Below are 25,131 nucleotides of genomic sequence, written 5' to 3' on the forward strand. Positions count from 1 at the left end.
TCAATCTTCCAACCAGTGTTCAAGATGGGCACGGGTAAGCTCGCCAACGTGGATATCCAGGGTAGTGCCCTGGCCATCAAAAAGCACCGTAGTGGGTAGCCCGGGCGCTTCAAACAGGGCCATCAGCGTTTGGCCTGGGTCGCGCAGTGCATGGGTAAAATCCAACCCTTCTGCGTCCAAATAACGCACGATAGGCAACAAATCTTCCCCCTGGTTAACGACCGCGACGCTTACGCCTTCGCGCTGGGCAGCCTCTTCGAGTAATGGCATTTCGCGTCGGCAGGGTGGGCACCAGGTGGCCCAAAGGTTAACAATCACCCGGTCGCTGCCGTCTGCCAGGTCGGGCAGGTACACGTCGGCGCCGTCTACGTTTTCCAAGCGGATCTCGGGTAATTGGCTGACGGCAGATGCGCTACCCAAGGGCGACAGGGATACCAGCATAAGCCATAGACCCGAGGCGCAGAGCAGAATGACGGTGCCCCCGAGTAACGCTGAAAGCCGCTTGCGAAGCGTCCAGGCGGTCCATAGCAAGCCGGTCAATAATCCGCCGATGCCGTGGTACCCCGGTTGCCAGACTTTAAGTGCATCAAGCGGATTGGCACTATAGCTCTCCAGGTGAAGCGTAATGTGCGCGATACGCGCCCCGACTAACCAGGCAAGGATTAGCCCGGTGAACCAGCGATTTAACAGTGGCGGTGGTAAGCGCAGTAAGTAACGCGCCGACAGTAACACCAGCAGCGCACAGCCGATGGCGTATAACCTGGGTAATGAAATCAATAGCGGCCCAAGGGCAATGGCATTCATGGTCTTTCCGATAAGCAGGTACACTACGAGACCATACCACGTGAGCTGAAAATTACGGAGACTGACTATGTCACAACCCGCCTTTGACGTGCTGCGCGCGCTGGCTATTGGTTCTCAGGCGTTGGGCCTGATCGTTATCATCACGCTGGAGACGCTATTGGAAAGTGCGGCACGGCCCTGGCAAGGACTCACCTTGGGCTTCATGTTAGCAGCGGCGCTAAGTATTGCACTGGTGCGCGTGTACCGCCGGAATCGACAGCGTAAACAACAAGACCAGCGGGCGGGTAATAGCCGCCATGAGTAAAGGATGCAGGCGGTGGCTGGGTTGGCTAATGCTGTGCGTACTGCTCTTACAGATGGTGGTGCTTTAACGCCTGTAACGCTGGTTATAGATGCAGCGCGTCGTCGATAAACATCAAAGCAGCGTTAGAAAGCGTTGCTTGTGTTTTTAACGTTGTGGTTCCAGATTAGAGGAAGTTTCTGCGCGCTAGCGCAGGACGGGTTATCTCACTGGGAGCGACAAATAATATGATCAATAAGCGCGCATTAGCCACTGCCGTTGCGGCCTCTGCATTTGCCATAACGGGTGTGGCCCAGGCAGAAGTGAAAATTGGCTTCCTTGGTGGTTTTACCGGGGGAATTGAAAGTCTTACGCCGCCTATCTTTGAAGGGGCAAAGCTTGCCGTCCAGCAGGTTAACGACCAGGGCGGCATTCTGGATGGCCAAACGTTGGTAATGCCTTCGGGCGATACCACCTGCGCCGATGCCTCGGCAGCCTCGAACGCGGCTGACCGCATGGTCAACTCTGAGCAGGTCACCGCGATTGTGGGGGCACTTTGCACGGGGGCGACGATTGCCGCAGCCAATAACGCGGCGATCCCGGGTGGGGTGGTGATGGTCTCGCCTGCCTCGACGGCGCCTGCGGTCTCTGAGCTGGATGACAACGATTTGGTCTTCCGTACGGTGCCTTCTGACGCGTTCCAGGGCGAGATCCTGGCCAAGCTGCTGCTTGATAAAGGTATCGACTACGTGGCGGTGACCTATGTCAATAACGACTACGGGCGCGGGCTTTCTGATGCGTTCAGCGTAGCGTTTGAAGCCGGTGGCGGCGAGATTGCCGAAAACCTTGCCCATGAAGATAACCGCGCTGATTACCGTTCTGAATTGGGCTCGCTCTCTGTTGGTGGCGCCGATACGCTGGTGGTGCTGGCCTATGCCGACACTTCTGGTCAAACCGTGCTTCGCCAGGCGTATGAAAGCGGCATGTTTACCCAGTATGTGGGCGCTGACGGTATGGTCGGCGATAGCCTGGTCGAGGCGATTGGTGCAGACGTGCTGGACGGCATGATTGCCACGCGGCCAGGCAGCCCGGACCTGCCCGGTACGCCTATTTTCAACGAGGCCGCTGAAGCCGCAGGCTTTGACCCCAGCGCGGTGTTTGCCGCCCAAGCGTATGATGCCGCTTTCTTGCTGGCGCTGGCCATTGAGCAAAACGGCAGCGCCGAGCGCGAAGGGCTTTCCGAGGCGCTGCGCAGTGTTTCCAGTGCGCCGGGCGAAGTGATTCTACCGGGTGAGTGGGAGAAGGCCGTCGAGCTAATCGCAGCGGGCACCGAGATCAATTACGAAGGTGCCTCAGGCGCCCACGATTTTGATGAATACGGTGATGTGCCTGGCGTCGTCGTAGAAATGGTGATTGAAGATGGCCAATTTACCAGCAAAGGGCAGGTAGATTTATAAGCGTTTTAGCGAGGCCGTTTGATCAGGATCGATAAGTCATTTAAGCCCCGGTGTTTTGCACCGGGGCTTTTTCGTAGGCAGGTTTTTTAGGAGGCTCTTGGGACAGCCCTTGAGACTGACCTTGAAACAGCCCTTTGGACCGTTCGCCATCAACCGTGCTGGGTGATTTTTTCGGGCAGCAACCCTTTAGGCGCAAAGCGCAGCACCAGCGTTATCAACATGCCGATCACCAACACCCGTGCCTGCAGGGCGCGGCTATCCATATTGTTCGGTGCATCCCAGCCAAACGTGCTTTCACCTACGCTGACGATCAACTGCATCAAAAAGAGCGCCAACGGCTCCGACATAATCCAGATAATATACACCGCGACGGCACCGAAAATAGTGCCCAGGTTATTACCCGGCCCGCCCAGTATCACCATCACCAACACCAGAAATGTGTGGTTAAGCGGCAGATAGCCTTGAGGATCAAACAGACTGTTAAACGTCCCCAGTATGCCACCGCCAAGGCCCATCAAAATGCACCCCAGTACAAAGATCTCCAGGCGGCGTTTGTTGATGTCCTTGCCCATGGCGGCCGCCGAGACTTCGTTATCGCGTATCGCTCGAATCATGCGCCCCCAAGGCGCGTGATAGGCCCGGTGAAGTAGAAAAAAGATCACCGCAATCACCACCGCCGTGATCGACAGATACAGTGCCCTTGAGAGCGTAAAGCCAAGCTCTGCCGGCCCGGGCGTTGGCCAGGGGAGCGGTGACACAGTAGCGGTGCCGCGTGTCAGCCAGTCGGAGTTTTTCAAAAATGCTTTAATAATTTCCGCAATGCCCAGTGTGGCAATCGCCAGGTAGTCGCTGCGAAGCCCTAAGCAGATATGCCCAATCAGGTAGCCTACGCCGCCTGCCAAGGCGCCACCTACGATCCAGCCGGTCCAGGCAGGCAGGCCAAAACCGCCCACAAACCCTGCCTGTGCTTGAATTTGGCTGGTCACGTCGCGCAGCAGGCTAATCACCACCAGATACAGCACGACCGCGAGCACCACGGCAATCAAGGTACGCAGCTTTTTGGGAACGCCCAGCCGGTCAAGCCGGGTGGCACCTACCACCACCAGTGTGGCTGTCAGGCCATAGAGCAGCACACGGCCCAGCTCGCCTGGCAGTTCGGTGCCCCAAAAGGCATCGTTGACGGGCACGCTAAACAGCATGGCGCAGAAACCGCCCAGCGCCACAAAGCCCATCACCCCGGCATTGAATTGCCCGGCATAGCCCCACTGAATGGTCAGGCCCAGGGCAATAATGGCGTAACAGGCTGCCTCAACCAGCATGCGCGTACTGTAGGCGGCGCCCATTAAGCCATAAACCGCCAAAATGGCGATGAGGAGCGTGCCAAACAGCACTACTTCGCGGACAGGAAAGCGCCGTTCAGGTGTCGCGTCTTTAGGTGTATAAGCGGGGTTGCGGGTGTTGCTTGAATCGCTCATTAGATCACCTTGCCTTTAAAGAGGCCGGTAGGACGCCACACCAGAATGGCCACCAGAATGAAAAACGGCACCACAATTTTGTACTCGGTACCCACAAACGCCAGGTTAGAGGGAAGTTCCAGCCAGGCAGGGAAGCTGTCCTGGAAGGGGCGCAGCAGCACGTTCCAGTTAAACACGGCCAGGGTTTCAGCAAAACCGACCACAAAACCGCCAGCAATCGCCCCGTAAGGGTGGCCGACCCCACCGACAATGGCGGCGGCGAAGATAGGCAGCAGCAGGAAAAAGCTTAAATCGGGCTTGAACGTCACATCCAGGGCAAGCAGGGTGCCGGCAATTGCCGCCAGGCTGCCTGCAATGACCCACGTGACGGCCACAATCGTATTGGTATTGATACCCGAGGCCTGGGCAAGCTCCGGGTTATCCGACATTGCGCGCATCGCTTTACCCAGCCGTGAACGGTTTAAAAACAGATGCAGGGCAACGACGGCCACCAGGGTAATGACAAACAGGTAGATTTGCGGCTCGGTGATCACAATCGGCGCGCGCACCCCTTCAAACGGCACGGCAATGCGGAAAATTTCCTTGCGATCATCCACGTACAAACTCTGGCCGCCGGTGCCCGCAAACAGGCGAATAAGCCCCTGAAGCATCAGCGTGACGCCAAGAGAGCCAATGACCAACACGATGGGTTTAACGCCATGCGCGCGCAGCGGCTTGTAAAATACCTTATCGATGCCTACCGCCAGTAGCGCCGTCAGCAGCATGGCAACAGGTAGCATCAAAAGTGCGCTAGGGATGCCCATGCTGGCGCCTGCGGCAGGAAATAGCGTGGTCAGCAAAAGCACCATAAAGGCACCAAAGGTCATCATGTCAGCATGCGCGAAGTGGGCAAAGCGCATGATGCTAAAAATCAGCGTTACGCCAATCGCACCAATCGCGTAAATCGAGCCGGTAACGCTACCGGCGATCACCACGTTATTAATAAAAAAGATCAGTTCGTTCATCGTATTCCCTCGGGCTAGCCGCCCAAAAAGCTCTTGGCCACGTCTGGGTCGGCAAGCAGGGCTGCCCCGGTGTCAGTAAAGCGGTTTTGGCCGGCAGCCAGGACAAAGCCCTTGTCGGCAATGGCAAGCGCCTGCTTGGCGTTCTGCTCTACCATTAAAATGCCTACGCCCGCCGCATTGATCTGCTTAACCCGATCGAAAATCTCGTTCATGTAGAGGGGCGAAAGCCCGGCCGTGGGCTCATCAAGCAGCAGCAGGCTTGGCTCTGCCATCAGGGCACGGCCCATGGCAACCATCTGACGCTGGCCGCCCGACAACTCACCGGCGGGCTGATGGCGCTTCTCTACCAATGGCGGGAAAAACGCGTATACCTGCTCCAGCATGCGTTTGACGTTGTGGGGCTTGAGATAGGCGCCCATCTCCAGGTTTTCCTTAACGGTAAGGCTTGGGAAAACGTTTTTCTCCTGGGGAACAAAGCCCATTCCGCGCTCAACAAGTTTATTGGAGGCCAGATTATGAATGGGCTCGCCGTTGAGCAGAATGTCGCCCTGACTAACGTTTAACAATCCAAATACGGCTTTGAGCATGGTCGACTTGCCAGCGCCGTTGGGCCCGACAATAACGCCCACTTCATGGGCATAAAGTGACATGTTCACCCCGTTAAGGATGTTCATGGCGCCATAACCACCGTGAACATTGCGTGCCTCAAGCAGTGGCGTCGTTGATGTTGTTAATGACATGGCAAAAGTATCTCGCTGCATCGCTTTTAAGCGGCTTGTTGTCGTTTATAGGGAGCGTTTGATCAGGCAGCGTCGGTGCCAAAGTAAGCTTCAATCACCTCTGGGTTATTTTGAATATCCTGAATATGCCCCTCGACCATCACGCTCCCTTGAGCCAGGACAATCACCGGGTCGCATAGCCGGGCAATCATGTCCATGTCGTGTTCGATCACTAAAAAGGTGTAACCCAAATCGCGATTCAAACGCTCAATATTGCTGATCAAGTCGCCCAGCAGGGTGCGGTTAACGCCTGCGGCAATTTCATCAAGCAGCACGACCTTGGCATCCGTCATCATGGTGCGGCCAAGCTCTAACAGCTTTTTTTGCCCGCCAGACAGGTTGCCTGCCAGCTCATTGCGGACATGGTGCAGGCCGACAAACTCGATGACCTCAAGCGCACGTTTTCGGACCGCCGCTTCTTCTTCACGCACCCGTGCCGGTTTAAACCACGTATTGAATAAGCTTTCTCCCGCCTGATGAGGCGGCACCATCATCAGATTTTCCAGCGCACTCATTTGGCTAAATTCATGGGCAATCTGGAAGGTGCGTAAAAGCCCCTTGTGGAAGCGTTGGTTGGCGCTGAGCGCGGTAATATCGTCACCGTCGAGAAATACATGGCCGCTATCCGGCGTCAGGGAACCAGCGATCAGATTAAACAGGGTCGATTTACCTGCCCCATTAGGGCCGATCATGCCGGTAATTGAGCCTTTCTCGACGCGAATGGAGCAGTTGTTAATCACCTGTAATCCACCAAACGCCTTGTTCACCTGCTGTACTTCAATAAGAGGATGCATAGTGCCCTCGTGATGTAGGCGACCATTGGGTCGTCTGTATTGTTATTGTAGGGCGCTGATCAGCGCGGTTTTTGGCGTCGTTGGCTAAGCGCAAAGAGGCCGACCAGTAGTAGTGCGCCAAGCGCAGGAATCATATAGCCCTCAACCTGGGGAATAGTGCGTAAAAAGACAAACGCGACCGCGGTAGGGGCAACAAAACGCACTAGAAACCGCCAGCTAATAAACCAGCCATGGGTAGTATCCAGCTCTTTCATCACTTCGCTTTGGGTGAGCACCCAGCCCGCGAATAGCGCAATCATCAGGCCACCCAGCGGCATAAAGATATTGGTCAATAGTTCGATAACATCAAAGGCGCTGCGGCCAAATAGATGGTGGAAAAGGCTGTCTTCTGCACCGATGTTAAAGCTTGCGACGGTGAGCAGTCCCATTGCCCAAGCCGCCACCACCACGATGATGACTGCCTGGGGCCGGGTAAGGTTGAAGCGCTCGACCAGAAAAGCGGCCACGGGCTCGATAAGCGAGATGGAGGAACTAATCGCAGCCCCCAGCACTAAAATAAAGAAGACGCCGCCGATTAGCGCCCCCAGCGGCATTTCAGCGAAGGCAAGGGGCAGCGTCACAAACATCAGCCCTGGACCCTGGCCGGTTTCAAGCCCTGCCCCAAATACCAGCGCGAAAATCGCTAGCCCTGCCACCATGGCAATCGCCGTATCCACTATGGCCACGCCAATGGCGGTGCGCGTAAGAGAGGCATCGCCGGGCATATAGGCGCCGTAGGCCATAATAGCGCCCATCCCCAGGCTTAGCGTAAAGAAGGACTGCCCCACGGCTTGTAGCCAGCCCTCAAGGCTCAGGTCCGCGATGTTAAAGGTCAACAGAAAGCGCGCCGCCGCACGTATATCACCATTCATCACACTGTAAACAAGCACTACTGTCAGAATAATGCACAGCGCTGGCATCATAATGCGCAGGCCCGTCTCAATTCCTCGGTGAACGCCCATGCTGACGATGAGTGCAGACGCCGCAATGAACAGCGTGTGATATAGCGTCATAAGGGAAGGTGACGCCAGCAGTGCGTCAAAACTCGCCGCCATCGTTTGCGCGTCGGCACCCACAAGCGAACCGGTCAGCATCAGCCCGGTGTAGTGCAGTGCCCAGCCAGCGATGACCGAGTAAAAGCTTAAAATCAAAAAAGCCGAAGCCGCGCCCAGCCAGCCGATTAACTCCCAGGCGCGCGAGGCTTTGTGCGTTTTGGTTAAGTGCCGCATGCCCATAATAGGGCTCTGACGGCTGGTGCGGCCCAGCATGGTCTCGGCGATCAGGATAGGAGTGCCGACGGCCAAAATGGTGGCGGCATACACCAGGATAAACGCCCCGCCACCGTTTTCACCGGTTAAATACGGGAAACGCCAAAGATTGCCCAAGCCCACGGCGGAGCCTACCGCCGCCAGTAAAAAAGTACCCTTGTGCGTCCAGACGTTGTGTCCACTCATGTACAGAGTGTTCCTGTGCAAGTGATAGGCAAAGATCGGTATCCAAATGCCTGTATGTATTGCAGTTTGGCAGAAAGCTTTGGCGTCGCCAGTTGTAAGCTACTGTGCGGTAGAATGCGTGCGCTTTCCAGCGCCTTGGCGTTTAGGCTGCGTTTATTGGTGCACTTGGCGGGGCTTTAAAAAAGAGTAGCGGAGGTAGCCGCGGGGCAATGAATGGCGCAAACGTTTGCAAAGAGCGCTCCCCAGATACAAGGAAGCCCGCACGGTGGCGGGCTTTCGGTCTTGCTTTAGAGCTTGTTGAGCGTTTGCTCAGCTGACTTATTTCTTGCCAGCGCGCTTACGCTCGTTCTCTGTCAGGTGCTTCTTACGCAGGCGGATGTGCGTCGGCGTGACTTCCACCAGCTCATCGGAATCCAGGAATTCAATGGCCTGTTCCAGCGTGAACTTGATCGGCGGCGTCAGTACGATGTTTTCATCGTTACCGGTGGAGCGCATGTTATCGAGCTTTTTACCCTTGGTCGGGTTAACCACCATGTCGTTGGCACGGTTGTTAATACCGATCAGCATGCCTTCGTAGACTTCGGTAGCGTGATCGATGATCAGCTTGCCACGCTCTTGCAGCGCGTAAAGGGCATAGGCCAGCGCTTTACCGCCCACCATAGAGACCAGAACGCCGTTACGACGTTCGATAGACGCATCGGGCTTCAGCGGACCGTAGTGGTCAAAGCGGCTGGTCAAGATGCCGGTGCCGGATGTCAGGGTCAGGAACTGACCACGGAAACCGATCAAACCACGTGCAGGAATGATGAAGTCCAAACGAACACGGCCTTTACCATCCGGGTTCATGTTGGTTAGTTCACCCTTACGATAGCCAAGCTCTTCCATGATCGAGCCCTGGTGCTGCTCTTCACAGTCAATGATGACCTCTTCGTAGGGCTCCTGCTTAATGCCGTCGATCTCTTTGATGATAACTTCGGGGCGGCCAACGGCCAGCTCAAAGCCTTCACGACGCATGGTTTCGATCAGTACCGACAAGTGAAGCTCGCCGCGCCCGGAAACCTTGAATTTTTCAGGGGTGTCGCCCTGCTCAACGCGCAGTGCCACGTTGTGAATCAGCTCTTGATCAAGACGATCCTTGATATTACGGCTGGTGACGTACTTGCCTTCTTTACCGGCGAACGGCGAGTCATTGACCTGGAAGGTCATGGATACGGTTGGCTCATCAACGGAAAGCGGCGGCAGGGCTTCAACGGCACTGTTGTCGCACAGCGTATCGGAAATCGCCAGATCTTCGATACCGGTGATACAAACGATGTCACCTGCGGTCGCTTCGGTCGTTTGTACACGCTCCAGACCCATGTGCGTCATGACCTGGCCGACTTTACCTTTGCGGGTAGCGCCTTCCTTAGTGATGACGGTGATCTGTTGGCCCGGCTTGACACTGCCGCGCTTGATGCGGCCAAGACCGATAACACCCACGTAGCTGTTGTAATCCAGTGCGGAAATTTGCATCTGGAAGGGACCGTCGACTTCAACTTGCGGCGGCTTAACGATATCTACAATCGCCTGGAACATGGGGTCCATGTTCTCGGCAAGTGCTTCAGGCTCCATGCCGGCAATGCCGTTGAGTGCTGAGCAGTAGATGATTGGGAAGTCGAGCTGCTCGTCGGTGGCACCCAGGTTATCAAACAGATCGAAAATCTGGTCGATAACCCAATCAGGGCGTGCGCCAGGGCGGTCAATCTTGTTCACCACGACGATCGGCTGGAGGCCTTGAGAGAACGCTTTTTGAGTCACAAAGCGGGTTTGCGGCATCGGGCCATCAACTGCGTCAACCAGCAGTAGCACTGAATCCACCATGGACATAACGCGCTCTACTTCACCACCGAAGTCAGCGTGCCCAGGGGTGTCAACGATGTTGATGTGGTAGCCCGTACCATTGCCATCTTGCCACTGAATGGCTGTGTTTTTGGCCAGGATCGTAATGCCGCGCTCTTTCTCCTGGTCATTGGAGTCCATAACCCGCTCTTGGGCTTCGGCCTTGCGGTCTAGTGTGCCCGATTGACTTAACAGCTTGTCTACCAAGGTAGTTTTGCCGTGGTCAACGTGGGCGATGATGGCAATGTTACGAAGATTCTCGATCACGACGCGATCCTGCTGGGAAAATAGGGCGGCATTATAGGGTCTCGGTATGGTCGACTACCAGCCTTGTCTCAAATAAAGCGTTAAGTCAATAACCCAAACGCGGCAGTTTTCGCCTCCTGCGTGCATCCGTTAAGATAGGCGTTTTCCCAGTTGGGGCAAGCACATGACCATCGGTAACCTGGTGCGTTTGTTGAGCGATGGCAATGTTCACTCTGGTGAACAATTAGGCGAAACGCTGGGCGTTTCGCGGGCTGCTGTATGGAAACAGCTAAAAAAATTGGAAGCCTTGGGCGTGGAATTGGTGGCGGTCAAAGGGAGGGGCTATCGATTAGCCCACCGCCTTGAGCCATTGGAAGGTGCTCGAATTGTTGAGCACCTGCCTGCTCAGGCACGCCATTTGTTGACACGATTATTTGTCGAAGACCAGTTGCCTTCAAGCAATGAGTATCTGCGTCAGCGATTTAACCAGGGTGCGGGGCATGGCGAAGTGTGCCTGGTTGAACTCCAAACCGCCGGTCGTGGTCGCCGTGGGCGCGTATGGACAACCCCGTGGGGACAAAGTTTGATGCTCTCGTTGGGCTGGCGCTTTGACGCGGGGGTAGCCTCGCTTGAAGGGTTAAGCCTTGCGGTAGGCGTGGTTGTGTCTCAGGTGCTTGAGCAACTGGGCGCTGCGCCTAAGCTAAAATGGCCCAATGATATTCTGATGGTGGATGCAGGCGACGAGCTAGGCAAGCTGGCCGGCATATTGATTGAGGTGACGGGCGATGCGGCGGGGCCTTGCGAGGTTGTGATTGGCATGGGCATGAACCTGTCGTTAACCGAGTCTCAGCGCGCCGCCATTGACCAGCCGGTAGCTGCGCTGTTTGATGTGCATGCCGGGCATACGCGAAATCAGTTGGCGTCAGATGTTGTGGCGGGGCTTCTGAGCATGCTGGCAGATTTTGAACACGTCGGTTTTGCCGCATGGCGCGATGAGTGGAATGCGCGCCATGCGTATGTAGGCGCGCCGGTACGCATCATTCAAGGGGAGCGCGTCAGCGATGCGATCGCAGGCGACGTCGATAACAGCGGTAACTTATGGGTTACTGAAAACGGTCACTCGCGGCGCTTGGCAGGCGGTGAGATCAGCGTACGCAGGCGCTTATGATTCTGGATTTGGATATCGGTAATACCTTGTCGAAATGGCGGCTCAAGGATGCCGAAAGTAGTGAAATACGCTCGCGCGGTGCTGTCTGGACGCGCGAAGAGTGGCGCCCAGGGGCGGATATTCCAGACCTTGATGTGGTTGAGGCCGTACGTATTTCAAGCGTTGCCCGGGCCGCTGTATTGGAGGAGACGGTGACGCTGCTGCGCCACAAGGTGCGCCATGTCTATGTGGCGCACTCAACACCTGAAGCGTTGGGCGTTGTTAACGGCTATGAGGAGCCCTCTCGGTTGGGGGTCGACCGATGGATGGGAGCGCTTGCCGGATACCAACTGGCCGGAGGCTGCTGTGCGGTCGACTGTGGTAGTGCAATCACTATTGATTTTGTGCTGCCTGGCGGTATGCACCTGGGGGGCTTTATTATCCCGGGGCTGCGGCTAATGAAAGAGAGCTTAAAGCTGGGTACCCGCAATGTCGCGATTGATCCTGAAAGCGAGGCGGACGCTTTGCTGGAGCCTGGGCGTCGCACCGTCGATGCGGTTAATCACGGGATTTATATGGCGGCTGTTAGCGCGATTAACCGTATTTATAGCGAAGTGTGCGATCAGCAGGGCATTGCGCTACCCGTGCTGTTAACAGGCGGCGATGCACGCGTGGTTTCTCGAGGCGTGCAGGTGCCTCACGCGGTATGGCCTGATATGGTGTATGGGGGGCTTGAGGCCAGTTTTCCGCTTACCTTCACTGAACGAGCAGGAAAAATGGCCGGTGCGCCGCGGGTGCCTGAGCCTGTATCGTTAGAAAAAATTCGCGCAGGGCTTGCATTCTCTATGCTGCTTTGACAAAATGCAGCGCGTTCCAAGGCAGCTAACAGATGCGCTAGCATCGCAAGCTACGATAAATTAAGTAAATATCTAGCTTGACAGTGTTTTGGAGGCTGGCATAATGTGCCGCCAACGCTGGAGAGATTCCCGAGTGGCCAAAGGGAGCAGACTGTAAATCTGCCGCGAAAGCTTCGAAGGTTCGAATCCTTCTCTCTCCACCAGATTTAAGCAGCAGCGACGTTTTTCGGTGTTGTGGGATGAAAGCCGGTAGAGGGCATTGTCTATCGTTCGGCGTGCAGCGGCTTGTAATCCATGCAGCAGTTACGCGGGCGTAGTTCAACGGTAGAACCTCAGCCTTCCAAGCTGATGGTGCGGGTTCGATTCCCGCCGCCCGCTCCAGTTGATGTGATTTTGCTCATGTAGCTCAGGGGTAGAGCACACCCTTGGTAAGGGTGAGGTCGACGGTTCAATTCCGTCCATGAGCTCCATATTTCGAGAAAAGCGAGCGAAGCTCGCTTTTTTTGTTTCTGAGTTCGTCTCTGTCGTAGGGCGCTGCATATTTTGAGTGTTCGATGCAGAGTGGGGTTGTCAGGTGGTTATTTCTCCGCTATCATGGCGCCCGCTGTTGTGTAGGCTTTTCTTTTCCTATGCAGCGATGATAGGCCAGTGGCTCAATTGGCAGAGCAGCGGTCTCCAAAACCGCAGGTTGGGGGTTCGAGTCCCTCCTGGCCTGCCAACCTTCCCCAGGTTGGCATGTTTTTTCAGAATTCCTTTATTGTAGCCGCATCCCAAGGAGTCTCGTTTTATGAAGCCTGGTTCTGTAAAGCACGGTACCGAGGTGCAGCAGGCGCGCCATGACGGGCTTAAGTGGGCTGTGGTTGCAGCGCTGCTTGTCGTTGCTGTCGTTGGTAATACCTATTTCGCCGATATTGGCTTGCTCTACCGCGTATTAGGTGTGGTGGTGTTGTGTGCGCTTGCAGGTTTTATCGCACTTACCACTACTAAAGGTCGCGACTTAACAGAGCTTGCCGTAAGCGCCAAGAAAGAGATTCAGCGCGTTGTATGGCCGACCCGTCCCGAGACTATTCAAACCACTGCGATTGTTCTGGTGGCGGTTCTCGTGGTGGGGTTGATGCTGTGGTTGATTGACACTCTTCTTGGCTGGGCAATGTCCGGCGTCATTGGTTAGGAGTTTTCATGTCCAAACGTTGGTACGTCGTCCACGCCTATTCCGGTTTTGAGAAGCATGTTATGCGCTCACTGATTGAGCGCGTAAAAATGTACGGTATGGAAGATCGTTTTGGCGAAATTCTGGTGCCGACGGAAGAAGTCGTGGAAATGCGCGACGGCAAACGCCGCAAGAGTGAGCGTAAATTCTATCCCGGCTATGTATTAGTCGAGATGGAGATGGTCGATGAGACATGGCATCTCGTTAATGAGACTCCGCGCGTTATGGGCTTCATTGGCGGAACGAAAGAGAAACCGGCTGCGATCACGACCCGTGAAGCGGACGCTATTTTGCGTCGCGTTAAAGACGGAACCGATAAGCCGCGGCCCAAGACAATGTTTGAGCCGGGCCAGTCGGTACGTGTTATCGATGGTCCTTTTGCCGACTTCAACGGTTTGGTTGAAGAAGTCAACTACGACAAGAGCCGTTTGCAGGTCAGTGTATTGATCTTTGGGCGTGCAACACCTGTCGAGCTTGAATTTTCTCAGGTCGAGAAAGAGTAGGATGCAGGTTAAGAAAACGTCGTAAGTTCGTAAGAGGCAGCCGTTGGCTGTCTCGCTAGTCCCGGGGAGCCGCAAGGCGCTATTACCCAATTGGAGTGTTTACCATGGCCAAGAAAGTCCAGGCTTATATCAAACTGCAGGTAGCTGCAGGTAAAGCCAATCCAAGTCCGCCCGTAGGCCCAGCACTGGGTCAGCACGGTGTGAACATCATGGAATTTTGTAAGGCGTTTAACGCAGCGACTCAAGAGATTGAGCCGGGTCTGCCGACGCCTGTCGTGATCACTGTCTACTCTGACCGTAGCTTCACGTTCGTTACCAAAACACCGCCTGCTGCCGTGCTGCTGAAAAAAGCCGCTGGTATCAAGTCGGGTTCTGGTGAGCCGAACAAGAAGAAGGTCGGTACCGTGACGCGCGAGCAGATTGAAGAGATCGCCAAAACCAAGGAGCCTGATCTGACGGCTTCTGATCTCGATGCCGCCGTACGTACTATCGCAGGCAGCGCTCGTAGCATGGGCCTTAACGTGGAGGGTCTCTGATCATGGCTAAACTGTCTAAGCGCGCGAAGGTCATTCGCGAGAAAGTAGATGCCAACAAGACGTACTCTCTGGAAGACGCGGTTGCACTGCTTTCTGAGCTGTCTACTGTTAAGTTCAATGAGTCTGTTGATGTCGCGATCAACCTGGGTGTTGATCCGCGTAAATCTGACCAGGTCGTTCGTGGCGCAACCGTCATGCCTAACGGTACTGGTAAAGATGTACGCGTAGCGGTCTTCACTCAAGGTGCTAACGCTGATGCTGCTAAAGAAGCAGGCGCTGACATTGTGGGTATGGATGAGCTGGCTGAGCAAGTGAAGAAAGGCGTGATGGATTTTGACGTCGTTATCGCTTCTCCGGACGCTATGCGCGTTGTTGGTCAGCTGGGCCAGATTCTTGGTCCGCGCGGCCTGATGCCGAACCCGAAAGTCGGCACCGTAACGCCTGACGTTGCAACCGCAGTTAAGAACGCCAAGGCCGGTCAGGTACGTTTCCGTACTGACAAAAACGGTATTATTCACACGACACTGGGTAAAGTGACGTTTGATGCTGCGTCTGTTCAAGGCAACCTGGAAGCGCTGGTTGCTGACCTTAAGAGGCTCAAGCCGAGCTCTTCTAAAGGTATTTACTTTAAGAAAGTCACCCTGTCCACTACCATGGGCCCAGGTCTGACTATCGACCACTCTGCGTTTGTATAAGCAGATCGTCGACAGGTTTAAGTAAGAACCGAGCAAGAACTTTGCGGTCCTCTAGTTAGGTAAGCCTACTGGAGCACCGTCAAAGACCGCAGGTGCCGCGTTGGATGTTTTCATCTCAGCGCGGCTTAATTGCCTAAAGCGCCTGCGCAGATGGTGTGGCCGCCAGTTGGTTGAAGCTTTTTAGCGACATTGCTTTCTGGTGAGCACCATCCCCTAAGGCTTCCAGTGCTGGTTAGAGTAGGTCTGGAAGAGATGGTAACCTCCGGCGCCTTAAAAAGGCTCCGGCACGAAGGAGTGATCACTGTGCCACTAGCACTTGAAGGCAAGAAAGCGATTGTTGCCGAGGTCAGTGAAGCGGCCAAGGGCGCACTCTCCGTCGTAGTTGCCGATTCTCGCGGTGTAACGGTCGGTAAAATGACCGATCTGCGCAAGCAGGCACGTGAGAATGGTGTAGAGCTGCGTGTTGTTCGTAACACGCTGGCTCGCCGCGCCCTCGAGGGCACTCAGTGGGAGTGTCTGAACGAGAGCTTTGTTGGTCCGACTCTGTTGGCTTTCTCTACTGATCATCCGGGCGCTGCCGCTCGTTTGTTCAAGGATTTTGCTAAAACTGAGCAGAACTTCGAAGTGAAGGCGTTGGCCTACGAAGGCGAACTGATCCCGGCTGCTGACATCGACCGTCTGGCAACCCTACCGACTTACAACGAAGCAATTGCCAAGTTGATGTCGGTAATGAAAGAAGCCTCCGCTGGCAAGCTGGTTCGTACTCTGGCCGCTCTGCGCGATCAGAAGCAAGAAGAAGCTGCGTAAGCAGACCTTTTTGCAGGCAGCGTGAACGCTATGTCGGTTGCGTTGCCTGAACCGAGCAATGAATCCCGAGTTCTCGGCCGACCGAGACTCCCGCAAAGTTAGGAATGAAAAATGGCACTGTCTAAAGACGATATCATCAATGCTGTAGCCGACATGTCCGTAATGGAAGTTGTTGAGCTGATCGAAGCAATGGAAGAGAAATTCGGCGTATCAGCTGCTGCAGCTGTTATGGCTGGCCCGGCTGCTGGCGGCGAAGCTGCTGCAGAAGAGCAAACTGAGTTTGACCTGGTTCTGACCGCTGCTGGTGACAAGAAAGTTAACGTCATCAAAGCAGTTCGCGAAATCACTGGTCTTGGCCTGAAAGAAGCTAAAGGCGCTGTTGACGGCGCTCCGGCAACGATCAAAGAAGCCATGTCCAAAGACGACGCAGAAGCAGCAAAAGCGAAGCTGGAAGAAGCGGGCGCAAGCGTCGAGCTCAAGTAATTCTTGTGCTGACGGCTTTACGCGCTGCGTAAGCTTCCACGGCTGGCGGCGGGTTTTCCCGCTGCCGGCCTTTTTCTGTTGCAACGTTAAGGTTGCACCAGAAACACAGTAATACCGTTGTTGTAATACTGTTATCGATCAAGATTTTCGACGGCGAGCTACCGGTTTAGGAGCTTGCTGTCTGCGTCTGACACGCCCGCGCAGGGCAGCGATGACCACGCATCGGTCACCCATGGTGAACAAGCTGGGGAATACAGATGGCTTACTCATATACTGAGAAAAAACGCATCCGCAAGGATTTCGGCAAACTGCCCCAAGTGATGGATGTGCCTTACTTGCTGGCCATCCAGCTTGATTCCTATTACGACTTTCTCCAGCAAGATCGTTCGCCTGATGAGCGTCACGAAGTTGGCCTGCATGCGGCGTTCAAGTCCGTTTTCCCGATCGAGAGTTTCTCGGGCAACGCGGCACTTGAGTACGTTAGCTATCGCTTTGGTACGCCGGCGTTCGATGTTAAGGAGTGTCAGCTGCGTGGCGTGACCTATTCCGCCCCGCTGCGCGTCAAGGTTCGCTTGATCATTTATGATCGCGATTCCTCGAACAAGGCAATCAAGGATATTAAAGAGCAAGAAGTCTACATGGGGGAAATCCCCCTGATGACTGAGAACGGTACCTTTGTTATCAATGGTACTGAGCGGGTTATCGTTTCCCAGCTCCACCGCTCGCCCGGTGTGTTCTTCGATCACGACAAAGGCAAGAGCCACTCTTCTGGCAAGTTGCTCTACTCTGCTCGCGTAATTCCTTACCGTGGTTCCTGGTTGGACTTTGAGTTCGACCCCAAAGACAACGTGTTTGTACGTATTGACCGTCGCCGTAAACTGCCGGCCTCGGTGCTGATGCGTGCGTTAGGCATGAGTACTGAAGAAATCCTTGGTGAGTTCTTCGAAACCAGCGTTTTCCACATCGAGAAGTCTGGCTTCTCCGTGGAGCTGGTACCCTCGCGTCTGCGCGGCGAAACCGCCACCTTTGATATCAAGGATGGCAACGGCGACATTATTGTTGAAGAAGGTCGTCGGATTACTCAGAAGCACATTCGTCAGCTTGAAAAAGCCGGCCTTGAGCGTCTGGAAGTACCGATGGAATACCTGTTCGGTAAAACGCTGGCCAAGGATCAGATTGACACCAAAACCGGTGAGCTGATCTGCCCGTGCAACACCGAAATTACCCCTGAAGTGCTTGAGCGCATGGCGCAAGGCAGCATCAAGCGCATTGAAACGCTTTACACCAACGACCTCGACTGCGGCTCGTTCATTTCCGACACCTTAAAGTTGGATACGACTGGCTCCGCACTTGAAGCGCTCGTTGAAATTTATCGCATGATGCGTCCCGGCGAGCCGCCCACAAAAGAGTCTGCCGAGACGTTGTTTAACAACCTGTTCTTCTCTGAGGACCGCTACGACCTGTCGGGCGTAGGCCGCATGAAGTTCAACCGTCGCCTGCGTCGTGAATCCGACACGGGTTCCGGCGTACTGGATCGCAAGGACATCCTCGATGTGCTGCGCGAGCTGATCAATATCCGTAACGGCTTTGGTGACGTTGATGATATCGATCACCTGGGTAACCGTCGTATTCGCTGTGTGGGCGAAATGGCCGAGAACCAGTTCCGTGTCGGTCTGGTACGCGTTGAGCGTGCGGTAAAAGAGCGTCTTTCCATGGCGGAAAGCGAAGGCCTGATGCCCCAGGACTTGATCAACGCCAAGCCAGTGGCAGCGGCGGTGAAAGAGTTCTTCGGTTCAAGCCAGCTGTCCCAGTTCATGGACCAGAACAACCCGCTTTCGGAAGTTACCCACAAGCGTCGTGTGTCTGCACTCGGCCCGGGTGGTTTGACCCGTGAGCGCGCTGGCTTTGAAGTACGTGACGTACACGCCACGCACTACGGCCGTTTATGCCCGATCGAAACGCCTGAAGGACCGAACATCGGTCTGATCAACTCGCTGGCCACCTACAGCCACACCAACAGCTACGGCTTCCTCGAAACGCCGTACCGTAAGGTGAATGCGGGTCAGGTAACTGACGATATCGTGCACCTCTCTGCTATTGAAGAGGGTGACTACATCATCGCTCAGGCTTCTGCAGCGGTAGATGAGTCCAATAAGCTTTCTGACGACCTGGTTCAGGTGCGTCACCGTGGTGAAACCACCTTTATGCGTCCTGAGCAAGTGACGCTGATGGACGTTTCTCCTCGCCAGGTCGTGTCAGTGGCGGCTGCCCTGATCCCGTTCCTGGAGCACGATGATGCTAACCGCGCCTTGATGGGTGCGAACATGCAGCGTCAGGCCGTTCCTACTCTGCGTGCGGACAAGCCGCTGGTAGGCACCGGCATGGAGCGCTTCGTTGCGCGTGACTCCGGCGTATGTGCCGTGGCGCGTCGTGGCGGTGTGATCGACTCCGTCGATGCGCGTCGTGTGGTAGTACGGGTTAGTGAAGATGAGATCATCGGTGGTGAAGCTGGCGTTGATATCTACAACCTGACCAAGTACACCCGTTCGAACCAGAACACCTGTATGAACCAGCGCCCCATTGTGCGCCCTGGCGACAGCGTTGCACGTGGCGATATTCTGGCTGACGGCCCGTCTGTTGACATGGGTGACCTGGCACTGGGTCAGAACATGCGCATCGCGTTCATGCCCTGGAACGGCTACAACTTCGAGGACTCCATCCTGCTCTCTGAGCGGGTCGTTCAAGAAGACCGTTTCACCACGATCCACATTCAGGAACTGACCTGTGTGTCTCGCGACACCAAGCTAGGGCCGGAAGAGATCACCTCTGATATTCCCAACGTCGGTGAGTCCGCGCTGGGTAAATTGGACGAGGCGGGCGTCGTGTACATCGGTGCTGAAGTTGGCCCGGGCGACATTCTGGTCGGTAAGGTAACGCCGAAGGGCGAAACCCAGCTGACGCCAGAAGAGAAGCTGCTGCGTGCGATCTTCGGTGAGAAAGCGTCTGACGTAAAAGATACCTCCCTGCGTGCTCCTACGGGCATGAAAGGTACGGTTATCGACGTTCAGGTGTTCACTCGCGACGGCGTTGAAAAAGATTCACGTGCGCTCTCCATCGAGCAAATGCAGCTGGATGAAGTGCGTAAGGACCTGCAGGAAACCTACCGTATTGCTGAAGACGCAACGTTTGAGCGTCTGCAGCGTACGCTGGATGGCCAAGCGGTTAATGGCGGCCCGAACCTCAAGAAAGGCGACGTGCTGGACGAGGCTTACCTCGACGAGCTGCCGCGTCAGCAGTGGTTCAAGCTGCGCATGCAGGATGAGGCTTACAACGAGCTTCTGGCCCAGGCCGACGAGCAGTTGGAAAACCGTCGTAAAGAGATGGACGAGCGTTTTGAAGACAAGAAACGCAAGCTGACTCAGGGCGATGACCTGGCGCCTGGCGTGCTCAAAATCGTCAAGGTTTACATGGCAGTCAAGCGCCGTGTCCAGCCAGGCGACAAGATGGCGGGTCGTCACGGTAACAAGGGTGTTATCTCCGCGATTATGCCGATCGAAGACATGCCGTTCGATGAGAAGGGCGAGCCGGTCGATGTGGTACTTAACCCCTTGGGTGTACCGTCGCGTATGAACGTGGGTCAGATTCTTGAAACGCACCTGGGAATGGCAGCGCGTGGTTTGGGTGTCAAAATCGACGCTATGCTACGTGATGCGCGCGGCCAGCAGGTTGCCGAGATCCGTGACTTCCTTGGCCAGGTATACAACACGCCGGGTGCACGCCTTGAAGATCTGGGCTCGCTCAGTGATGACGAAGTTATCGCGCTGGCGAAAAACCTGAAAGGCGGTGTCCCCATGGCCACGCCGGTATTTGATGGTGCCGAAGAGCACGAAATCAAACACTTGCTGAAGCTTGCTGACATTCCTGAGTCTGGCCAAATGGTGCTGCACGATGGCCGTACCGGTGATGCGTTTGATCGCCCGGTCACCGTCGGCTACATGTACATGCTGAAGCTGAACCACTTGGTAGACGACAAGATGCACGCTCGTTCTACCGGCTCTTACTCGCTGGTTACCCAGCAGCCCTTGGGTGGTAAAGCACAGTTCGGTGGTCAGCGCTTTGGTGAGATGGAAGTGTGGGCGCTGGAAGCCTATGGCGCGGCCTACACCCTGCAAGAGATGCTCACCGTCAAATCGGACGACGTCGAAGGCCGCACCAAGATGTACAAAAACATCGTGGATGGCGACCACACCATGCAGGCAGGCATGCCGGAATCCTTCAATGTACTCGTGAAGGAAATCCGCTCGCTGGGCATCGATATTGAGTTAGAGAGCTAGGAGCCGTGCTATGAAAGATTTGGTGAAAGTACTCAAATCGCAGTCTCAGTCCGAAGAGTTTGACGCGATCAAGATTACTCTGGCGTCGCCGGACATGATTCGCTCCTGGTCGTTTGGCGAGGTGAAGAAGCCTGAGACCATTAACTACCGTACCTTTAAACCGGAGCGGGACGGTCTGTTCTGCGCCAAGATTTTTGGCCCGGTAAAGGATTACGAGTGCTTGTGCGGTAAGTACAAGCGCATGAAGCACCGCGGCATCATTTGTGAAAAGTGTGGCGTTGAAGTCACCAAGGCAGCCGTGCGTCGTGAGCGCATGGGGCACATTGAGCTGGCTTCGCCGGTTGCTCACATCTGGTTTTTGAAATCATTGCCGTCGCGTATCGGCATGTTCCTCGATATGACCCTGCGTGATATCGAGCGCGTGCTGTACTTTGAGTCCTTCGTTGTTATCGATCCAGGCATGACCACGCTTGAGCGTGGTCAGCTGATGAACGATGAGCAGTACTTTGAAGCTCTTGAAGAGTTCGGCGATGACTTCGATGCCCGCATGGGTGCCGAAGCGGTGCAAGAGCTGCTCAAAGATATTGATCTTGAAGAAGAGATTAATACCCTGCGTGAAGAGATTCCGCAGACCAACTCTGAGACCAAGATCAAGAAGCTTTCCAAGCGTTTGAAGCTACTGGAAGCGTTTTACCACTCCGGCAATGCGCCGGCGTGGATGGTCATGGAAGTGCTGCCTGTCCTGCCGCCGGATCTACGTCCGCTGGTACCGCTGGACGGTGGCCGCTTCGCGACCTCCGATCTCAACGACCTTTACCGTCGTGTGATCAACCGTAACAACCGCCTGAAGCGTCTGCTCGACCTTAATGCGCCGGATATCATCGTGCGCAACGAGAAGCGTATGCTTCAGGAAGCGGTCGATGCTTTGCTTGACAACGGTCGTCGTGGCCGTGCGATCACGGGCTCCAACAAGCGCCCGCTGAAGTCGCTCGCCGACATGATCAAAGGTAAGCAGGGTCGTTTCCGTCAGAACTTGTTGGGTAAGCGCGTCGATTACTCGGGCCGTTCGGTAATTACCGTGGGTCCTACTCTGCGCCTGCATCAGTGTGGTCTGCCGAAGAAAATGGCACTGGAGCTGTTCAAGCCGTTTATCTACTCCAAGCTTCAGTCGCTAGGCTTCGCCTCAACGATTAAAGCCGCGAAGAAAATGGTTGAGCGCGAGCTGCCGGAAGTGTGGGACATCCTTGCTGATGTTATCCGCGAACACCCGGTACTGCTTAACCGTGCACCGACGCTTCACCGTCTGGGTATCCAGGCGTTTGAGCCGCTGCTGATTGAAGGTAAAGCGATCCAGCTGCACCCGCTGGTATGTGCGGCCTACAACGCCGACTTCGACGGTGACCAGATGGCGGTACACGTACCGCTGACCCTGGAAGCCCAGCTCGAAGCCCGTGCACTGATGATGGCAACCAACAACGTGCTGTCGCCCGCCAACGGCGAGCCGATCATCGTGCCGTCGCAGGACGTTGTTCTGGGTCTTTACTACATGACCCGTGAGAAGATCAACGCCAAGGGCGAAGGCATGGTGTTCTCTGACCTCAACGAGGTAGAGCGCGCTTTCGGCACCCAGTCAGTATCGCTGCATGCCCGCGTCAAGGTGCGCCTGGACGAGATCGATATTGAAGAAGAGACCGGCGAGAAGTCCTTCCATCGTCGTCTGTACGAAACCACGGTTGGCCGTGCGCTGCTGTTCCGCATTCTGCCGGAAGGCGTGCCGTTTGCGCTGATTGACCAGCCGATGAAGAAGAAGGCGATTTCGGGCCTGATCAACGAAGTATATCGCCGCTCCGGCCTCAAGCCGACGGTCATCTTCGCTGACCAACTGATGTACACCGGTTTCCGTCTGGCGACCTGGTCCGGCGCCTCTATCGGCGTTAACGACTTCGTCATCCCGGATGCCAAAACCGAGATCGTCGACGCGGCCGAAGCTGAAGTTAAAGAGATCGAAGACCAGTTCTCTTCTGGCCTGGTAACTGCGGGCGAGAAATACAACAAGGTTATCGATATCTGGTCCAAGGCCAACGATAAAGTGGCCAAGGCGATGATGACCGGTATCTCCAAAGAGACCGTTATTGACCGCGATGGTAACGAAGTTGAGCAGGAATCGTTCAACAGCGTCTTCATCATGGCCGACTCCGGTGCACGGGGTAGTGCCGCTCAGATCCGTCAGTTGGCGGGTATGCGTGGCCTGATGGCCAAGCCGGATGGCTCGATCATCGAGACGCCGATCGTGGCCAACTTCCGTGAAGGCCTGAACGTACTTCAGTACTTCATCTCGACCCACGGTGCACGTAAAGGTCTGGCGGATACGGCTCTGAAAACGGCTAACTCCGGTTACTTGACGCGTCGTCTGGTGGACGTGGCTCAGGATCTGGTGATCACCGAGGTTGACTGTGGTACTGAAAACGGTCTGACCCTGCACCCGATTATCGAGGGTGGCGACATCATCGTACCGCTATCACAGCGCGTATTGGGTCGTGTGGTTGCGCTGGATGTGGTTGACCCGGGTACTGAAGAGGTCCTGATCCCGCGTAACACGCTGCTTGACGAGAAGTGGTGTGCTGAACTCGACACCATGGGTGTGGATGAGATTATCGTACGCTCAACCATTACCTGTGACACACCGCACGGCGTATGTTCGTCCTGTTATGGACGTGATCTTGCCCGCGGTCACCAGGTCAACATCGGTGAATCTGTCGGTGTTATCGCCGCTCAGTCAATCGGTGAGCCGGGTACCCAGCTGACCATGCGTACGTTCCACATCGGTGGCGCGGCATCGCGTTCATCGGCCGTCGATAGCGTACAGGTCAAGCACGGCGGTAAGGTTCGTCTGCACAACATTAAGCACGTAGAGCGTGCCGACGGCAAATTGGTCGTGGTATCGCGTTCTAGCGCCCTGGCGGTGGCTGACGATCACGGTCGTGAGCGTGAGTACTACAAGCTGCCCTACGGTGCTGAGCTTTCCGTGCGCGACGGCGACGTGGTTGATGCCGGTGCGATGGTTGCCAAGTGGGATCCGCACACCCATCCGATCATTGCTGAAGTAGAGGGTAAGGCGCAGTTCATCGATCTCGACGAAGGTGTCACCATGCACCGCTCAGTCGACGAGATGACCGGTCTCTCCTCTATCGAAGTCATTGAGTCCGCCGCTCGCCCGATGGCTGGTCGCGACAAGCGTCCGATGGTCATGCTGCAAGATGCGGCCGGTGAATACGTGTCGGTTTCCGGCTCGAACACGCCAGTGCAATATCTGCTGCCAGGCAATTCCATTATCTCCGTTGATGATGGTTCCACCATCGGTGTGGGTGAGGTGGTTGCCCGTATTCCGGTTGAAGCATCAGGTAACAAGGATATCACCGGTGGTCTGCCACGCGTTGCTGACCTATTCGAAGCACGTAAGCCGAAAGAACCGGCGATCCTTGCCGAAATCAGCGGTGTGGTGAGCTTCGGTAAAGAGACCAAAGGCAAGCGTCGTTTGACGATTACGCCAGGGTCTGGCGATCCGTTTGAAGCGCTGATCCCGAAATGGCGTCAAATCGCCGTTTTTGAAGGCGAAAGTGTTGAGAAGGGCGAGGTCATCTCCGATGGCCCGAGTAATCCGCACGATATTCTGCGTTTGCTCGGCGTAGCGGAGCTTGCCAAGTACATTACGGCCGAAGTGCAAGATGTTTACCGTCTGCAGGGCGTAGGCATCAACGACAAGCACATCGAAGTTATTGTGCGTCAGATGCTACGTAAGGTCGAAATTGCCGATTCAGGCGATTCTGACTTCATCACCGGCGACCAGGCTGAGCTTGTGCGCGTGCTGGAGCAGAATGCTCGTCTCGAAAAAGAAGGTAAATTCCCGGCGAAGTATCAGCGCTTGTTGCTGGGTATCACCAAGGCCAGCCTAGCGACCGAATCGTTCATCTCTGCGGCCTCCTTCCAGGAGACAACCCGCGTACTGACCGAAGCGGCCGTTACCGGCAAGCGCGATTATCTGCGCGGCCTGAAAGAAAACGTGGTAGTTGGACGTCTGATTCCGGCAGGTACCGGTCTGACTCACCACGCTGAACGTCGCCGCAAACGCGAAGACGTTGAGCGCCTGTTCAATCCCTCAGCGACTGAGGTAGAGCAGGAGCTTGGAGCACAGTTGACAGCACTTGATTCTGACGACGAGCTCTAAAAACGAGTAGTAAAAAATGAGCATCTGACCCTGGAAGCGCTATCTTGCCGGTAAAACCGCCGGCAAGACTTGACGTCGACTAGGGTCAGCCTTTAGAATGCGCAGCCTTTAACAGTGGGGTGGG

General features: G+C 55.4%; 19 protein-coding genes and 4 tRNA genes. 16 read left to right on the forward strand and 7 right to left on the reverse strand.

All coding sequences use genetic code 11. The annotated features are described in order from the left end of the window. Positions 1–804: a prolipoprotein diacylglyceryl transferase family protein gene (locus ACT3RQ_RS06505; protein ID WP_444639373.1), complete on the reverse strand. Its 804-nt coding sequence runs from the start codon at positions 802–804 to the stop codon at positions 1–3. A 67-nt stretch (positions 805–871) separates the two neighbouring features. Between ACT3RQ_RS06505 and ACT3RQ_RS06510 the strand changes: the two genes are divergently transcribed. Then, the gene (locus tag ACT3RQ_RS06510; protein ID WP_444639374.1) at positions 872–1,108 is read left to right on the forward strand and encodes a hypothetical protein; all 237 of its coding nucleotides are present in this window, start codon (positions 872–874) and stop codon (positions 1,106–1,108) included. A gap of 224 nt (positions 1,109–1,332) precedes the next feature. Further along, a complete protein-coding gene (locus ACT3RQ_RS06515; RefSeq protein ID WP_444639375.1) occupies positions 1,333–2,541 on the forward strand; it encodes an ABC transporter substrate-binding protein in 1,209 nt (402 codons plus the stop codon). A 149-nt stretch (positions 2,542–2,690) separates the two neighbouring features. Here ACT3RQ_RS06515 and ACT3RQ_RS06520 read toward each other — a convergent pair whose 3' ends face one another. The 6 genes from ACT3RQ_RS06520 to typA all read right to left on the reverse strand — a co-directional run bounded on the left by ACT3RQ_RS06520 (position 2,691) and on the right by typA (position 10,231). Beyond that, positions 2,691–4,016 carry a branched-chain amino acid ABC transporter permease gene (locus tag ACT3RQ_RS06520; RefSeq protein WP_444680161.1) on the reverse strand — a complete coding sequence of 442 codons (1,326 nt, stop codon included), beginning with the start codon at positions 4,014–4,016 and terminating at the stop codon, positions 2,691–2,693. Next, a complete protein-coding gene (locus tag ACT3RQ_RS06525) occupies positions 4,016–5,020 on the reverse strand; it encodes a branched-chain amino acid ABC transporter permease (RefSeq protein WP_444680162.1) in 1,005 nt (334 codons plus the stop codon). Before ACT3RQ_RS06525 ends, ACT3RQ_RS06520 begins: the two co-directional genes overlap by 1 nt. Before the next feature lie 14 nt (positions 5,021–5,034). Continuing rightward, on the reverse strand, positions 5,035–5,760 hold the full coding sequence (locus ACT3RQ_RS06530; protein WP_444680163.1) for an ABC transporter ATP-binding protein: 726 nt from the start codon (positions 5,758–5,760) through the stop codon (positions 5,035–5,037). A 62-nt stretch (positions 5,761–5,822) separates the two neighbouring features. Next, on the reverse strand, positions 5,823–6,593 hold the full coding sequence (locus ACT3RQ_RS06535) for an ABC transporter ATP-binding protein (RefSeq protein WP_444680164.1): 771 nt from the start codon (positions 6,591–6,593) through the stop codon (positions 5,823–5,825). A gap of 59 nt (positions 6,594–6,652) precedes the next feature. Further along, complete coding sequence (locus ACT3RQ_RS06540; RefSeq protein ID WP_444680165.1) at positions 6,653–8,086, reverse strand: sodium-dependent transporter; 1,434 nt, start codon at positions 8,084–8,086, stop codon at positions 6,653–6,655. A 318-nt stretch (positions 8,087–8,404) separates the two neighbouring features. Further along, positions 8,405–10,231 (reverse strand): translational GTPase TypA, encoded by a 1,827-nt coding sequence (gene typA / locus ACT3RQ_RS06545; RefSeq protein WP_172117726.1) that lies wholly within the window; start codon positions 10,229–10,231, stop codon positions 8,405–8,407. Positions 10,232–10,394: 163 nt separating this feature from the next. On the opposite strand from typA, the gene ACT3RQ_RS06550 reads away from it, so the two are divergent. From ACT3RQ_RS06550 to rpoC, 14 genes are all read left to right on the forward strand, one after another. Continuing rightward, positions 10,395–11,378, forward strand: a complete 984-nt coding sequence (locus tag ACT3RQ_RS06550; protein ID WP_172117725.1) for a biotin--[acetyl-CoA-carboxylase] ligase — start codon at positions 10,395–10,397, stop codon at positions 11,376–11,378. Then, positions 11,375–12,214: a type III pantothenate kinase gene (locus tag ACT3RQ_RS06555; RefSeq protein ID WP_172117724.1), complete on the forward strand. Its 840-nt coding sequence runs from the start codon at positions 11,375–11,377 to the stop codon at positions 12,212–12,214. Before ACT3RQ_RS06550 ends, ACT3RQ_RS06555 begins: the two co-directional genes overlap by 4 nt. Before the next feature lie 119 nt (positions 12,215–12,333). Continuing rightward, a tRNA-Tyr gene (locus tag ACT3RQ_RS06560) sits at positions 12,334–12,417 on the forward strand. Positions 12,418–12,521: 104 nt separating this feature from the next. Further along, positions 12,522–12,595: transfer RNA gene (locus ACT3RQ_RS06565), tRNA-Gly, on the forward strand. A 14-nt stretch (positions 12,596–12,609) separates the two neighbouring features. Further along, positions 12,610–12,684, forward strand: a tRNA-Thr gene (locus ACT3RQ_RS06570). A gap of 172 nt (positions 12,685–12,856) precedes the next feature. Then, positions 12,857–12,932 (forward strand) — tRNA-Trp (locus ACT3RQ_RS06575). 69 nt (positions 12,933–13,001) lie between these two features. Further along, the gene (gene secE, locus ACT3RQ_RS06580; protein WP_193053652.1) at positions 13,002–13,385 is read left to right on the forward strand and encodes a preprotein translocase subunit SecE; all 384 of its coding nucleotides are present in this window, start codon (positions 13,002–13,004) and stop codon (positions 13,383–13,385) included. A gap of 8 nt (positions 13,386–13,393) precedes the next feature. Beyond that, on the forward strand, positions 13,394–13,927 hold the full coding sequence (gene nusG, locus ACT3RQ_RS06585; protein ID WP_193053651.1) for a transcription termination/antitermination protein NusG: 534 nt from the start codon (positions 13,394–13,396) through the stop codon (positions 13,925–13,927). A gap of 104 nt (positions 13,928–14,031) precedes the next feature. Beyond that, positions 14,032–14,463, forward strand: coding sequence for a 50S ribosomal protein L11 (rplK, locus tag ACT3RQ_RS06590; RefSeq protein WP_172117721.1), 432 nt, complete (start codon positions 14,032–14,034; stop codon positions 14,461–14,463). A gap of 2 nt (positions 14,464–14,465) precedes the next feature. Continuing rightward, complete coding sequence (gene rplA, locus ACT3RQ_RS06595; protein ID WP_193053650.1) at positions 14,466–15,158, forward strand: 50S ribosomal protein L1; 693 nt, start codon at positions 14,466–14,468, stop codon at positions 15,156–15,158. A gap of 303 nt (positions 15,159–15,461) precedes the next feature. Beyond that, positions 15,462–15,965 (forward strand): 50S ribosomal protein L10, encoded by a 504-nt coding sequence (gene rplJ / locus ACT3RQ_RS06600; RefSeq protein WP_106374976.1) that lies wholly within the window; start codon positions 15,462–15,464, stop codon positions 15,963–15,965. 111 nt (positions 15,966–16,076) lie between these two features. Then, positions 16,077–16,448 (forward strand): 50S ribosomal protein L7/L12, encoded by a 372-nt coding sequence (gene rplL / locus ACT3RQ_RS06605; protein WP_087108966.1) that lies wholly within the window; start codon positions 16,077–16,079, stop codon positions 16,446–16,448. Positions 16,449–16,705: 257 nt separating this feature from the next. Further along, a complete protein-coding gene (gene rpoB / locus ACT3RQ_RS06610; RefSeq protein ID WP_444639382.1) occupies positions 16,706–20,782 on the forward strand; it encodes a DNA-directed RNA polymerase subunit beta in 4,077 nt (1,358 codons plus the stop codon). Between the two features lie 10 nt (positions 20,783–20,792). Further along, complete coding sequence (gene rpoC, locus ACT3RQ_RS06615) at positions 20,793–25,007, forward strand: DNA-directed RNA polymerase subunit beta' (protein ID WP_444621346.1); 4,215 nt, start codon at positions 20,793–20,795, stop codon at positions 25,005–25,007. Positions 25,008–25,131 lie beyond the last annotated feature (124 nt).

Origin of the sequence: Halomonas sp. AOP43-D1-4, assembly GCF_052446175.1 — a bacterium.
GTDB classification, from domain to species: Bacteria; Pseudomonadota; Gammaproteobacteria; order Pseudomonadales; family Halomonadaceae; genus Vreelandella; species Vreelandella citrativorans.

Excerpts from the sequence above, each read along its gene's own strand:
- ACT3RQ_RS06530 (WP_444680163.1), bottom strand. The coding sequence starts at position 5,760 with ATGTCATTAACAACATCAACGACGCCACTGCTTGAGGCACGCAATGTT.
- nusG (WP_193053651.1), top strand. The coding sequence starts at position 13,394 with ATGTCCAAACGTTGGTACGTCGTCCACGCCTATTCCGGTTTTGAGAAG.
- ACT3RQ_RS06555 (WP_172117724.1), top strand. The coding sequence starts at position 11,375 with ATGATTCTGGATTTGGATATCGGTAATACCTTGTCGAAATGGCGGCTC.
- secE (WP_193053652.1), top strand. The coding sequence starts at position 13,002 with ATGAAGCCTGGTTCTGTAAAGCACGGTACCGAGGTGCAGCAGGCGCGC.
- ACT3RQ_RS06520 (WP_444680161.1), bottom strand. The coding sequence starts at position 4,016 with ATGAGCGATTCAAGCAACACCCGCAACCCCGCTTATACACCTAAAGAC.
- rplK (WP_172117721.1), top strand. The coding sequence starts at position 14,032 with ATGGCCAAGAAAGTCCAGGCTTATATCAAACTGCAGGTAGCTGCAGGT.
- ACT3RQ_RS06510 (WP_444639374.1), top strand. The coding sequence starts at position 872 with ATGTCACAACCCGCCTTTGACGTGCTGCGCGCGCTGGCTATTGGTTCT.
- ACT3RQ_RS06515 (WP_444639375.1), top strand. The coding sequence starts at position 1,333 with ATGATCAATAAGCGCGCATTAGCCACTGCCGTTGCGGCCTCTGCATTT.
- ACT3RQ_RS06505 (WP_444639373.1), bottom strand. The coding sequence starts at position 804 with ATGAATGCCATTGCCCTTGGGCCGCTATTGATTTCATTACCCAGGTTA.
- rplL (WP_087108966.1), top strand. The coding sequence starts at position 16,077 with ATGGCACTGTCTAAAGACGATATCATCAATGCTGTAGCCGACATGTCC.
- ACT3RQ_RS06525 (WP_444680162.1), bottom strand. The coding sequence starts at position 5,020 with ATGAACGAACTGATCTTTTTTATTAATAACGTGGTGATCGCCGGTAGC.
- rplA (WP_193053650.1), top strand. The coding sequence starts at position 14,466 with ATGGCTAAACTGTCTAAGCGCGCGAAGGTCATTCGCGAGAAAGTAGAT.
- rpoB (WP_444639382.1), top strand. The coding sequence starts at position 16,706 with ATGGCTTACTCATATACTGAGAAAAAACGCATCCGCAAGGATTTCGGC.
- rpoC (WP_444621346.1), top strand. The coding sequence starts at position 20,793 with ATGAAAGATTTGGTGAAAGTACTCAAATCGCAGTCTCAGTCCGAAGAG.
- ACT3RQ_RS06550 (WP_172117725.1), top strand. The coding sequence starts at position 10,395 with ATGACCATCGGTAACCTGGTGCGTTTGTTGAGCGATGGCAATGTTCAC.
- ACT3RQ_RS06540 (WP_444680165.1), bottom strand. The coding sequence starts at position 8,086 with ATGAGTGGACACAACGTCTGGACGCACAAGGGTACTTTTTTACTGGCG.
- ACT3RQ_RS06535 (WP_444680164.1), bottom strand. The coding sequence starts at position 6,593 with ATGCATCCTCTTATTGAAGTACAGCAGGTGAACAAGGCGTTTGGTGGA.